We start from the raw sequence: 12,881 nt of genomic DNA, 5'->3' as shown, positions 1-12,881 counted from the left end.
GGGATTCCATCCGCACCATCGCGGATTATCCGAAGCCCGGCATCATGTTCCGGGACATCACGACCCTGCTCGGCGACGCCCGCGCCTTCCGCCGGGCGGTGGACGAGCTGGTCCATCCCTATGCGGGGGGCAAGGTGGACAAGGTGGCGGGGATCGAGGCGCGCGGCTTCATCCTCGGCGGCGCGGTGGCGCACCAGCTTTCGGCCGGCTTCGTGCCGATCCGCAAGAAGGGCAAGCTGCCGCATGAGACGGTCCGGGTCTCCTACCTCCTCGAATACGGCGAGGACGAGATGGAGATGCATGCCGATGCCCTGGTGAGGGGCGAGCGCGTCATTCTCGTAGACGACCTGATCGCGACCGGCGGCACGGCGCTCGGCGCCGTCGACCTGCTGCGGCGCCTCGGCGCGGAGGTGGTGGCGGCCTGTTTCGTGATCGACCTGCCCGATCTCGGCGGCGCCGCGAAATTGCGGGCGGCGGGCGTCGAGGTCCGCACGCTCGTCGCCTTCGAGGGGCATTGAGGAACCCATGGATTCCACGATCCCGAGATGAACATCGCAGGACGGCCCACTCGCACCATCCGGCCCGCCGCCGACGGGGCGGCTGTCGAGGTGATCGACCAGACGCGGCTTCCGCACGAGGTCGCGACGCTGCGGCTCGCGGGCCTCGTCGAGGCGGCGGCCGCGATTCGCACCATGGTGGTGCGCGGCGCCCCGCTCATCGGCGTGACGGCGGCCTATGGGATCGCGCTCGCCATGGGCGAGGACGCCTCGGATGCGGGTCTCGCGCGCGCGGTCGCGACGCTGGCCGCGACGCGGCCGACCGCCGTGAACCTGCGCTGGGCGCTCGACCGCATGGCAGCCGCCCTGCGGGAGCTTCCCCCGGGCGAGCGCCGCGAGGCCGCCTGGCGCCTCGCCGGGGAGATGGCGGAGGAGGATGTCGAGACCTGCCGGGCCATCGGCCGGCACGGCGCGGTGCTGATCGGCGACGCGCATCGGCGCACGGGCCGGGCTGTCAATGTCCTTACCCATTGCAATGCCGGCTGGCTGGCCACGGTCGATTGGGGAACCGCCCTCGCGCCGGTCTATGCGGCGCATGATGCGGGGGTGCCGGTCCATGTCTGGGTGGACGAGACCCGTCCGCGCAACCAGGGGGCGGCGCTGACGGCCTTCGAACTGGGCCAGCACGGGGTGCCGCACACGATCGTCGCGGACAATGCGGGCGGCCATCTCATGCAGCACGGCCGGGTCGATCTGTGCATCGTCGGCTCGGACCGCACCACGGCGACGGGCGACGTCGCCAACAAGATCGGCACCTATTTGAAGGCTCTGGCCGCGCGCGACAACGGGGTCCCTTTCTATGCCGCCCTGCCGGGCTCCACGATCGACTGGAGCCTCGAGGACGGAGTCGCGCAGATCCCCATCGAGGAGCGCGACGCGCGGGAGGTCACGCATATCACCGGACGGGGGGAGGACGGCTCCCTCGTCACGGTAGGGATCGCCGCGCCCGGCAGTCCGGCCGCGAATCCCGCCTTCGACGTGACGCCGGCCCGGCTCGTGACGGGCCTCGTCACCGAGCGCGGCATCGCGCCGGCGAGCCGGGCGGGCCTCGCGGCGCTGTTCCCGGAGGCCCGGGGCGCCTGAACCCGGATCGGGGCGGGGAGCTTATCCGCCCTTGCCTTGCGCCATGAACCTCCCGCCGCGGAACTCGAAGACGAGTTCTCCGTGCTGGTTGTGGCCCGTATTGCGGCTGAAGACGAGGCCCCAGCCCGGCCGGGAGGCGGAGACGCGCTTCTCGACCGGCTCGGTCGCGAAATGGATGGTATCGCCGGCGAAGACCGGGCGCCGCCATTTGAGGTCGCGGAAGCCGGGCGACACCCCCCAGGCGGGCGTTGGCCGTCCTGCGGCTTCCCCGGCGCGGCGCGCGGCCTCGCCATGGGCGACGAGCCTGCTCATCCAGGCCGAGGCCGTGTGCCAGCCGGAGGCGGCGAGGGCGCCGAAGGGGCCGCGCGCCGCCGCCTCGGCATCGACGTGGAAAGGCTGCGGGTCGAAGTCGCGCGCGAAGGCGACCACCTCCCCGGCGCCGAAATGATGCGAGCCGAGATGTGAGACGCGGCCGATCTCGACCGCGTCGAAATCGGCCGGCTCGTCCTCGGGACGGGCGGGCGGCGGGGCATAGGGGAGCGCCCGGGGCGAGGACGCGGCCGGCTCGGCCGGGCCGGGTGCGGCGCCGCGCCGCGAGAGGAGGACCCAATGGGTCTGCGACAGGACGGGCCGGCCGTCGCCGTCGAGGGTCTCGAGCCCGAAGCGCACGAGGCCCCGATCGGGCCGGCTCCGCGAGGCCCGCGAATCGAGGATCGTCTCGCGCACCGACAGGCGGTCGCCCGCCGCGACGGGGAGGAGCCATTTCACCTCCTCGATGCCCGGCGCGCCGAGGCCGGCCGCGCGCAGCATGGTGCCGTCGCAATACATGCGCATCTGGAGCCCGGCCGTGTACCAGCCGGAGGCGATCAGGCGGCCGACGGGCGATGTCTTCGCCGCCGCCTCGTCGACATGGAAGGGCTGCGCGTCATAGGTCCTGGCGAAGGCGACCATCGCATCGCGGTCGACGAGATGGTCCCCATAGGCGCGGACGGAGCCCGGCTCGAAATCCTCGAAATACAGCTCGGGCATCACGTGTTCTCTCTTTGGGCCGAACCGCGAGCGAACCCGATCGGGATGGCCGGGACAAGCCCGGCCATGACAAGCGTCACGCGACCCGGACGCAGATCTTCCGCGTCATGGCCGGGCTTGTCCCGGCCATCCCGATCCGGTCGCAGGAAGCCCGGCCCTCAATTCGCGAAGCGGAAATGCATCACGTCGCCGTCGGCAACGTGATAGTCCTTTCCCTCGAGCCGCAGCTTGCCGGCATCGCGGGCGCCGGCCTCGCCCTTGAGCGTGACGTAATCCTCGCAGCCGATCGTCTCGGCGCGGATGAAGCCCTTCTCGAAATCGCTGTGGATCACGCCCGCCGCCTGGGGCGCCCGCGTGCCCCTGGCGATGGTCCAGGCGCGTGCCTCCTTCGGGCCGACCGTGAAATAGGTGATGAGGCCGAGCAGCGCATAGCCGGCCCGGATGACCCGGTTCAGCCCGGGCTCCTCGAGGCCCACCGCCTCCAGGAACTCGCTCTGCTCGCCGGGCGGCAGGAGCGCGATCTCGCTCTCGATCCGGGCCGAGACCACGACCGCCCTGTTGCCCTCGCTCTCGGCGAAGTCCACGACCTTCGCCGAGAAGGCGTTGCCCTTGTCGGCCGCCGCCTCCTCGACGTTGCAGACATAGAGGACGGGCTTCGAGGACAGGAGGCCGAGCTGGGAGAAGAGCTTCTCCTCCTCGGGCTTCCTCTCGACGAGCCGGGCGGGCCGGCCCTCGCGCAGGAGGGGCAGGCAGCGCTGGACGAGATCCAGAGTTTCCTTCGCCTCCTTGTCGCTGCCCTTGGCCTTCTTCTCCAGCGCGACGACGCGGCGCTCCAGGCTGTCGAGATCGGCCAGCATCAGCTCGGTCTCGATCACCTCGATATCGGCCAGGGGATCGATCTGGCCCGAGACATGGGTGATGTCGCCGTCCTCGAAGCAGCGCACCACATGGGCGATGGCGTCCACCTCCCGGATATTGGCCAGAAACTGGTTGCCGAGGCCCTCGCCCTTGGAGGCCCCCTTCACCAGCCCGGCAATGTCGACGAAGGTCAGGCGCGTCGGGATGATCTCCTTCGAGCCGGCGATGGCCGCGAGCTTGTCCAGCCGCTCGTCCGGCACGCCGACCTCGCCCACATTCGGCTCGATCGTGCAGAAGGGATAATTCGCCGCCTGCGCGGCCGCCGTCTGCGTCAGCGCGTTGAAGAGCGTGGACTTGCCGACATTCGGCAGGCCCACGATGCCGCATTTGAAACCCATGATGGAACCCGATGCTGAGACCTGCCGGAGGGCAGGGTCCGGCCGAAGGCCGGACGGTGAGTCAGGGAAGGGCGAAGCGCTGTCAATCGGCGCACTTCACCCGGTCGCCTTGTCGCCCGGCCTCTTCACCTCGCCCCAGCCGCGCGCCTCCATCGCGAGATGGATTTTGTTCTGGAAGCTGGCGTCATCCCCGCGGGCGAGAAGCGGCGAGGCGTCGGCGACCGCCCGCGTCAGGTCCTCGACCCACGGCTCCTCGGCCTTGGCGAAGTCACGCAGGACATAGCCGTGGACGAGGTCCTTGTGGCCGGGATGGCCGATGCCGAGGCGCACGCGCCGGTAGTCGTTGCCGCAATGGGCGCTGATGGAGCGCAGGCCGTTATGGCCGGCATTGCCGCCGCCGGCCTTTACCCGCAGCCTCGCGGGGGGAAGGTCCAGCTCGTCGTGGAAGACGACGAGGTCCGGCAGGCCGAGCTTGTAGAAGCGCAGGGCCTCGGCGACGGCGCGGCCCGACTCGTTCATGAAGGTCTCGGGCTTCAGCAGCACGACCTTCTCGGCCCCGAGCACGGCCTCGCTCGCCTGGCCCTGGAAGCGCCGGCGCCAGGGCGCGGCGCCATGGGCGCGGGCGATCTCGTCCACGGCCATGAAGCCGATATTGTGCCGGTTGCCCGCATAGCGGGCGCCCGGATTGCCGAGACCCACGAAGAGACGCATGGTGAGCGACGCTCCGGCGGATGACGGCGCCGGAGCACCGCCATCCCGAGCCGGATCAGGCTTCCTTCTTCTCCTCGGCGGAGGCCGCCTTCTGGGCTTCCGCGGCCGCCGTCTGCTCGGCTTCCGCCGCGGCGCCGAGGCCCGCCGGCGCGGCGATCGTGGCGATGGTGAAGTCGCGGTCGATCGTCATTTCGGCCCCGGGGGGCAGCTTCACGGCCGAGGCATGGATGGAATCGCCCATATCGACCGAAGTCAGGTCGATATCGATCGAATCGGGGATCTGGTCGGCCGGAACCTCCAGCTCGATCGCGTGGCGCACGACGTTGAGCACGCCGCCGTTCTTGATGCCGGGCGAGGCTTCCGTGTTGAGGAAGTGCACCGGCACCTCGACCGTGATCTTCTGGCCGGCGGCGATGCGCAGGAAATCGATGTGGATCGGCGTGTCCTTGACCGGGTCGAGCGCGTAGTCGCGCGGGATGACGCGGCTCTTCTTTCCGTCCAGCTCGACCTCGAAGACCGTGGTCTTGAAGTGGCCGGCATAGATCAGGCGGCTCATCGCATTGGCGCTCAGGGCGATCGGCGTCGCCGGCGCGCCGCCGCCGTAGATGACGGCGGGAATCTGGCCGTTCCTGCGCAGAGCCCGGGCGGCCCCCTTGCCGACCCGGTCGCGCGCGACGGCCTTGAGTTCCTTCACAGCACTCATGGCTATCTCCAAAAAAGCTTAAGGCCGCCCGGATGATCGGGGCGGCCCCTCGACAGATGCGAACCGCCCTCACGGCGATCCGCCCGGCATCCGGCGGCCTCCAAGGGTGCCCGGAGGATGCGAGCCCGCGCTATAGCGGCGAGGCGGCTTCGGCGCAAACGAAAACGGCGCGGATGATCCGCGCCGCTTCTCCGACCGGAGGCCGGCCGTCAGTATTTGCGCATGAGGGGCGCGGGCTCGTAGGCGGGGGCCGGGGCGGGTCCGCCCAGCGCCCAGCGGACGCCGATCTTCAGCTCGTGGGCCTCGATGTCCTTGATCTTGAAGCCGGGCTTCGTCTGGCCGCAGAAGCAGTCCACGACGCCGGTGCGGGCTTCGCCGAGATTCAGGTAGCGATAGGCCAGCTCCATCTTGACGTTCGGGGTGATGTCGTAGGCGACGCCGGCATGCAGGGCCCAGGCGAAGTCGCCATGGCTCTTGTTGCGGATCGTGCCTCCGCTGACGCCCGACCAGGGCTGGACGATGAGCGAACTCGTCTCCATGCCCGAGATGTTGTGGTTCACATGGCCGATGCCGCCGCCGACGAAGGGGGTGAAGCCCCACCAGTTGCCGAGGTCGAAATAGCCGTTCACGAGGAACAGGCCGGCCGAATAGTCGGCCCGGTATTTCTCGTAGCCCAGGAAGCCCGGGCTGGCGTCGCGGTCCACCGCGCGATACCCCGTCGAGTAGCGGTATTCACCCGTCACGTCGGCGCGGAACCAGCTGTTGAACTGATAGCCGACGCCGCCGCCCACGAAGGAGCCCGAGCCGAGGCCCTCGCCGTAGGTGAAGGTGCTGTTGTTGAACGAGGAGTTCCACAGCTTCCCGCCTTCGTAGGAGCTGACGCCCACGTCGCCGCGAAGATACCAGCCGCCGACATCGGGGGCGGGCTCCTCCGGCATCGGGGGAGGCGGGGGGGGCGGCAGGAGATCCGCCGCCCGCGCCGTCGTGATCGACGTGGCGAGCGCGAGAAATCCCGCCACAGTAGCGTAGACTTTCAAGCTGCCCATGAGGGGGTCCTCGAATCTTGGGGCACCGCTCATCGGTGCCGCCAGGTTGACGAGGAGACCTTCACAGAGATCGGTTAAGCAGGACTTAACCTTACCAATTAACCTTAATTTTCGAATTCCGGCGGGCTGGCGCGCCAGGGCGATCGGGTGGCGTTCCCCTGTCGTCCCCGGCGGCCCGAAGGGCCGGGAAGGGGACCCAGGGAGCTCGCAGGCGGCTCTGGATCCCCTTCCCCTCCGCTTCGCTCCGGCCGGGGATGACAGGGGGCATCACCCGAGCGCCGCGTCCGTCTCGTCGCTCACGCGGCGCGCGTGACCGCCTCCACCACGTCGTCGACGATTCTGTTGACGAGGTCGCGGTCGTCGCCTTCCCCCATGACGCGAATCACGGGCTCCGTCCCCGAGGGGCGAATCACCAGCCGGCCGGCGCCGCCGAGGCGGGCGCGGGCCGATTCGATCGCCGTCGCGACGGATTCGGCCTGGAGCGGCTGGCCGCTGCGGTAGCGCACGTTCTTGAGCACCTGCGGCAGGGGCTCGAAGCAATGGCACACCTCCGAGACCGGCTTGCCGAGCCGCGTGACCACCGACAGGAGCTGCAAGGCCGCGACCAGCCCGTCGCCCGTCGTCGTGTAGTCCGACATGATGATGTGGCCGGATTGCTCCCCGCCGAGGTTGAAGCCGTGCTCGCGCATGTGCTCGAGCACGTAGCGGTCGCCGACGGCCGTGCGCACGAGGTCGAGCCCGAGCCCGCCGAGGAAGCGCTCTAGGCCCAGATTGGACATGATGGTGGCGACGATGCCCGGCTGGGCGAGGCGGCCGTCCTCCGCCCAGGAGCGCGCGACCGCCGCCATGAGCTGGTCGCCGTCGACATGCTGGCCCTTCTCGTCCACGATCAGGACGCGGTCGGCGTCGCCGTCGAGGGCGATGCCGATATCGGCCCGCAATTCGCGCACCTTCGCGGTCAGCGCCTCCGGCGAGGTCGAGCCGACCTTGCGGTTGATGTTGAACCCGTCCGGGTCGACCCCGATGGAGATCACCTCGGCGCCGAGCTCCCACAGCGTCTCCGGGGCGACCTTGTAGGCGGCGCCGTTGGCGCAATCGACGACCACCCGCATGCCTTCGAGATCCACCTGGCGGGGCAGCGTGCGCTTGGCGAACTCGATGTAGCGCGCATGGACCGATTCGATGCGCTTCGCCCGCCCCAGCGCCTCGGGCCCGGCGAGATGCGAGGAGAGGTTCGAATCGATCAGCGCCTCGATCTCCAGCTCCGTCTCGTCGGAGAGCTTGAAGCCGTCCGGGCCGAAGAGCTTGATGCCGTTATCCTCGTAAGGATTGTGCGAGGCCGAGATCATCACCCCGAGGTCGCAGCGCATGGAGCGCGTCAGCATGGCGACGGCCGGGGTCGGCATCGGGCCGAGCTGGAGCACGTCCATTCCGACCGAGGTGAAGCCCGCGATCAGCGCCGTCTCGATCATGTAGCCGGAGAGGCGCGTATCCTTGCCGACGACGACGCGATGGCGATGCTCGCCCCGGACGAAGACGCGGCCCGCCGCCTGGCCGATCTTGAGCGCCAGCTCGGGCGTGATGACGCCGTTGGCGCGCCCGCGAACCCCATCGGTGCCGAAATATTTCCGCATGACCATCCCCGCTGCCGCCGGTGCTCCTCGTCGCTCAGGATGGCGACATTCGGGCGGAGCCCTCCCGGCATCATAGACGCCCGGAAGTTCATGCCGGGTTGCCGCCGGAAAACGGCCGGCAGATCGTCGCTCCAAGAAAAAAGGCCGCCCGTGAGGGCGGCCCAAGTCAAGGGAGGAAACGCCCAAGGAGGGCAGCAACGGCAGGACGTCGTCCCGTCGTTGCAGTGCAACATCTAGGTCAGTCCTTCTGACCTTGCAAGCCCCATCCGGCCTCTCCGGCCCGCGAGGTGCGCCAGATCACGCGACCGCCGCGGCGGCGCGCTCCCCGCGCCTGACGGGGCCGCCGTCGAGGAAGAGCCGGTAGGCCGGGTTCGCCGTCTCGTCCTCGTAGGGGTAGCCGAGCGCGGCGAGGGCCTGGGCGAAGGCGGGGCGCTCCGCCTGCGGCACCTGGATGCCGGCCAGGATGCGGCCGTAATCGGCGCCGTGGTTGCGGTAATGGAACAGCGTGATGTTCCAGTCGGGCTTGAGGCTTTCGAGGAAGCGCATCAGCGCCCCCGGCCGCTCCGGGAACTGGAAGCGCAGCAGCATCTCGTCGGGGATGCCGCCCGCGACGCGGCCGCCGACCATGTAGCGGGCATGGAGCTTGGCCATCTCGTTGTCGCTCATGTCGAGGACCGGGAAGCCGCCCGCCTCGAGCGCGGCGATGATCTCGGCCTTGTCGCCGGGCTGCTTCAGCTCGACGCCGACGAAGATGTGGGCATCCGTCTCGTCCGCGTAGCGGTAGTTGAACTCCGTGACGGCGCGGCGGCCGAGGAGGCCGATGAAGCGGCGGTAGGAGCCGGGCCGCTCCGGGATCGTGACGGCGAGCAGCGCCTCGCGGCCCTCGCCGATCTCGGCCCGCTCGGCGACGTGGCGCAGGCGGTCGAAATTGAGGTTGGCGCCGGAATTGATGGCGACCAGGGCCTGTCCCGCGCCGCCTCCGCGGGCGGCATAGGCCTTGAGCCCCGCGAGCGCGACCGCCCCGGCCGGCTCCGCCACCGCCCGGCAATCGTCGAAGATGTCCTTGATGGCGGCGCAGATGGCGTCCGTGTCCACCGTGACAACCTCGTCGAGCAGCTCGCGGCAGATGCGGAAGGTCTCCTCGCCCACCTGCCGCACCGCGACGCCGTCGGCGAAGAGGCCGACCTCGTTCAGGATCACCCGCTCGCCCGCCTCGATGGACGCCTTCATCGAGGCGGCCTCCACCGGCTCGACGCCGATGATGCGGATGTCGGGGCGCAGGTAGCGGATGGCGGAAGCCACCCCGGCGGCAAGCCCGCCGCCGCCGATGGCGACGAAGACCGCCTCGATCGGCCCCGGATGCTGGCGCAGGATCTCGAGCCCGATCGTGCCCTGGCCCGCGATCACCTCGGGATCGTCGAAGGGATGGATGAAGGTCGCGCCGGTCTCCTTCTCCAGGCGCCTTGCCTCGGCATAGGCGTCGTCGAAGGCGTCGCCGTGCAGGACGATCTTGCCTCCGCGCGCGCGGACGGCCTCGACCTTGATCCCCGGCGTCGTGACCGGCATCACGATGGTGGCGGCGATGCCCCGCTGCGCGGCCGCGAGCGCGACGCCCTGGGCGTGGTTGCCGGCCGAGGCGCAGATGACTCCCTGCGCCAGCGCCTCCTGCGGCAGGCCCGCGATCTTGTTCAGCGCGCCGCGGATCTTGAAGGAGAAGACCGGCTGGAGATCCTCGCGCTTGAGCAGCACGGGAATCCCGCCGAGGCGCTCCGAGAGCCTCGGCATCGCATCGAGAGGGGTTTCGCTGCCGACCCCGCGCACATGGGCGGTGACGATCTTGTGGATGAGCTGGTCCATGGCGGCGCTTGTGCGCCGCAGCGGGCGCGGGGGCAAGCGGCAAGGCAGCGGGGAAGGCCGCGCCTCTAATGCGGCGGCTTCTTGGGAGCGGCGGGATGAGGCGCCGCTCCGCGCGGAGCCGGGCCCCTCGGCAGGGGGCGGGCCCCCCAGGCGGCGCGCCCGGGGCGCGCCCCAGCGCATGGTGCGCCCAGGGGTCCTCGCCATCGGCGCGGATCGCGCCATGGGGGCCGGCATGGCGCGCGCCACCGGCGGAGCGGGCCTCGCCATCGGGGCGGACCTCGCCACGGGCGCCGGCATCGGCCGCGCCATGGGCTGGGTCGGACGCGCCATGGGCATAGGCCGGGCCGCCGGCATGTGACGCGCGACCGGAGCGGGGTGGGAGACGGGGGCCGTCCGCACCGGCGGGGCGGCCGGGCCCGGCTGACGAAGAGCGGGCTTCGGCCCGCCCGTCTTCGGTCCCGTGAAAGCCGGTCCGGCGGGCATGGAGCGTGGCCCGGCGACGGGCGGGCGGCCCGCTGCCGGCGGGCGCCCCGCGACGGACGGCATTGCCTTGGGGGAGGGGGGAACCCGCCCGGGCGCGACGACGGGCGGCGTCAGGGGCATGGGCCCCCGGGGTCCGCCCGCGCCTCCCGCCGGGCCGGCCGGGCGCAGGGCGGGCGGGACGGGACGGGCGGCGAGGGGCGGCAGGGGCCGCGGGGGCGCGGCCGCCGGGCGGCCGGGCACGGGCGGCATCCGGGGAGCGCCGGGGGCGCGGGGCATCACCGGCTTTCCGGCCGGCCGCACGGGAGCGGAGGCGAGGATCTGCGGCTTCGTCGGCAGGAGGGCGGGGGCGACGGGCCGCCCGCCATTCACCACTGCGACGGGGACAACCGTTACCGCACGGCGGTTGCGGAGTGCGGCGACGGCCAGCGGCGCGGCGATCAGGGCGCCGATCGTCGCGCCCGTGACGCCGACGATGTTCAGGTTGACGCGCCGCGCATAGTCGATCCCAGGGGTGGGATAATAGGGCCGGTAGATCTCGCCCGGCCCGAGCGGAACCCAGCCGAAGGCGGGGTCGGGGCCCTCCACGGCATCCGGGGGCGGGTCGATGAAGGCGACCATGGCCGGCGCATAGACCGGGCGCTCCACGGGCTCTCCCGGCAGCCAGCCCCAGCGTCCGTCCAGCTCGGCCCAGCGCCCGTAATGGAAGGGCGCGAAGCCCCAGGGCGCGTCGTCGACCCAGGTCCAGCCCCAGGGCGCCACCCAGCTCCAGCGGCCGTCGCGATAGGGTGCCCAGTCCTCCCCGACATTCGGGAACCAGACGTCGCCGCCCTCGGGCGTGCGGGACCAGCGGCCGTGATCGGCGAGATCGCGGATTCCGGTCATGCGGCGGGAGACTTTCTGCGGCAGGCGCGCCTCGGGCATGGGCTCGGCGCCGCAGCCCCCGGACGGGGCGGCAGCGACGCGGATCTGGGGCGCGGAGGCATCGCCGCTCAGCATCGCCATCTCGCCCTCGCGCAGGCGCGTCTGCCCGTCGGCGAGCGTCGCGCCCCCGCGGCAGACGGCGATCTCCGTCGGGGCCGTCTCGTCGCCGGCCGAGACGCGGTAGACCCCGTCCGGCCCGAGGGAAGCGCTGCCGCGCGGCGTCAGCACGGCGAAGGGCTCGCCCCCGGCGGCCGTGACGATCGAGGCGCTGCCGCTGTCGGCGCGGAGCGAGACCGAGCGGTCGTCGAGCGCGGCGAGGTCGACCACCGCGCCGGGCCGGACGGTGACCGAGGCGCCCCCGATCTCGAGCCGGGCGCGCCCGTCGGCGGCGGCATAGATCGCGTCGCCCGCCACGATGGGCCAGTTGCGCTCGGCCTTCTCCCACTCGGAGGCCGAGGCGGCCTTGTGCGAGACCGAGCCCGAGATCTCGGCGATGCGGCCGACCACGGCGGGCGGCTCGGCGGAGGCCGGCGCCGCGTCCTGCGGGCCGGGGGGCTGCTGCGCGAGCGCGGCGCCCGCGAGGCAGGCCGTCCCGAGGAGGCAGAAAGTCCCGAGGACCCTCCCGAGGGGCCTGGTCGCGCCGCGCGGGCGCGTGGGGCCGGGAAGCGTTCGAACCATATCGATATCCCGTTCGCGGGCGGCAGGACGACCGGCACTATCGGCGTCCCCTCGCGCGGGCAAGCGACCGCATCCGCCTTTTCCGGCCCGCCTCCTGCGGCAGCAATCCGCCGCAATCATGGCGCGCTTCTTCGCCCTCACTCCTCTTCCGAGGGGCAGGGCCAGGATTTGGGCGCCGTGAGCCCGGCCGGGAGGCGCGTCTCCCGCGTGCCGCAGGCGAGGTCGATCTGCTCCTGCCGCAACCCCTCAGCCCGGGAGAGATCGGCGCGCCCGAGCTGGGTCAGGAACAGATAGGCTCCCCCGAACCTGACGCCGGCGAGGTCGAGCCCTTCCAGGCGCGCCCGGGACAGATTCGAATAGCCGAAATCGACCCCGGCGAGCCTCGCCCCGGAAAAATTGACGCGGGCGAGTTCCGCCTTCGAGGCGTCGACGCCGGTCAGATCGGCTCCGGCGAAGTCGGAGCGGTTCAGCTCCGCCTTGGCGAGATTGGCGCCCGCGAGGTCGGCGCCCGCGAAGACGGCGCGGCTCATCTGGGAATTGCCGAGATTCGCCCCGGCGAGCTTCGCCCCGGTGAAGTTCGTCTGCCAGCCGACCGCCTTGGTGAGGTTCGCCTTCGACAGGTCCGCCCCGTCGAGGCGCGCGAAGGTGAGGTCGCTTCCGGTGAGGTCCGCGCCCCTGAGGCTCGCCTTGCGCAAATCCGAGGAGGCGAGGGAGGTGCGGACCAGGGTGCCGCCGTCGAAGCGATCCTCCGAGAGCAGCAGGTTGCGCTTGAGGCAGCCGGTCCAGTCGACCCCCGGGGCCGGAGAATCGCTGCAACCCGCCCGCGCCGGGAGACTCGCCGCGACGAGCAGGAGGGCCGCGATTCGCGCCGTTTCCGCGACCATCCTTGCGGCCATGCTTCCTCCTTGGGGCCGCGCCCGCAG

Annotated in this window: 10 protein-coding genes and 1 pseudogene; 2 read left to right on the top strand and 9 right to left on the bottom strand. The window is 71.4% G+C overall.

The window, feature by feature from the left end:
• Together PKD06_RS09490 and mtnA are read left to right on the top strand one after the other, a co-directional pair.
• Positions 1 to 518, top strand: a 518-nt coding sequence (locus PKD06_RS09490) for an adenine phosphoribosyltransferase (RefSeq protein WP_324379867.1), incomplete at its 5' end; no start/stop codon positions are given.
• Positions 519 to 545: 27 nt separating this feature from the next.
• Positions 546 to 1,640: an S-methyl-5-thioribose-1-phosphate isomerase gene (mtnA, locus tag PKD06_RS09485; protein WP_324379865.1), complete on the top strand. Its 1,095-nt coding sequence runs from the start codon at positions 546 to 548 to the stop codon at positions 1,638 to 1,640.
• Between the two features lie 21 nt (positions 1,641 to 1,661).
• Here the strand turns inward: mtnA and PKD06_RS09480 are convergent, their stop codons facing one another.
• From PKD06_RS09480 to PKD06_RS09440, 9 genes and pseudogenes are all read right to left on the bottom strand, one after another.
• Entirely contained in the window at positions 1,662 to 2,669 is a 1,008-nt protein-coding gene (locus PKD06_RS09480; protein ID WP_324379875.1) for a MaoC family dehydratase, read from the bottom strand.
• Between the two features lie 158 nt (positions 2,670 to 2,827).
• The gene (gene ychF / locus PKD06_RS09475; RefSeq protein ID WP_324379862.1) at positions 2,828 to 3,925 is read right to left on the bottom strand and encodes a redox-regulated ATPase YchF; all 1,098 of its coding nucleotides are present in this window, start codon (positions 3,923 to 3,925) and stop codon (positions 2,828 to 2,830) included.
• 96 nt (positions 3,926 to 4,021) lie between these two features.
• On the bottom strand, positions 4,022 to 4,636 hold the full coding sequence (gene pth / locus PKD06_RS09470) for an aminoacyl-tRNA hydrolase (RefSeq protein ID WP_324379860.1): 615 nt from the start codon (positions 4,634 to 4,636) through the stop codon (positions 4,022 to 4,024).
• Positions 4,637 to 4,691: 55 nt separating this feature from the next.
• Positions 4,692 to 5,339, bottom strand: coding sequence for a 50S ribosomal protein L25/general stress protein Ctc (locus PKD06_RS09465; RefSeq protein WP_324379858.1), 648 nt, complete (start codon positions 5,337 to 5,339; stop codon positions 4,692 to 4,694).
• Positions 5,340 to 5,548: 209 nt separating this feature from the next.
• Entirely contained in the window at positions 5,549 to 6,385 is an 837-nt protein-coding gene (locus PKD06_RS09460) for an outer membrane beta-barrel protein (protein ID WP_324379855.1), read from the bottom strand.
• Positions 6,386 to 6,681: 296 nt separating this feature from the next.
• Positions 6,682 to 8,019, bottom strand: coding sequence for a phosphoglucosamine mutase (gene glmM / locus PKD06_RS09455; protein WP_324379873.1), 1,338 nt, complete (start codon positions 8,017 to 8,019; stop codon positions 6,682 to 6,684).
• A 297-nt stretch (positions 8,020 to 8,316) separates the two neighbouring features.
• Positions 8,317 to 9,876 (bottom strand): threonine ammonia-lyase, biosynthetic, encoded by a 1,560-nt coding sequence (gene ilvA, locus PKD06_RS09450; protein WP_324379871.1) that lies wholly within the window; start codon positions 9,874 to 9,876, stop codon positions 8,317 to 8,319.
• A 1,032-nt stretch (positions 9,877 to 10,908) separates the two neighbouring features.
• A pseudogene (locus tag PKD06_RS09445) lies at positions 10,909 to 11,241 on the bottom strand (DUF6600 domain-containing protein); the annotation flags it as partial.
• An 854-nt stretch (positions 11,242 to 12,095) separates the two neighbouring features.
• On the bottom strand, positions 12,096 to 12,854 hold the full coding sequence (locus PKD06_RS09440; protein WP_324379853.1) for a pentapeptide repeat-containing protein: 759 nt from the start codon (positions 12,852 to 12,854) through the stop codon (positions 12,096 to 12,098).
• Between the last annotated feature and the right edge of the window lie 27 nt (positions 12,855 to 12,881).

It is taken from the genome of Enterovirga sp. (genome assembly GCF_035325185.1).
Classification (GTDB): Bacteria; Pseudomonadota; Alphaproteobacteria; order Rhizobiales; family Beijerinckiaceae; genus Enterovirga.
Note: the sequence above shows the minus strand (reverse complement) of the source record. Positions and strands in the feature narration are given on the sequence as shown.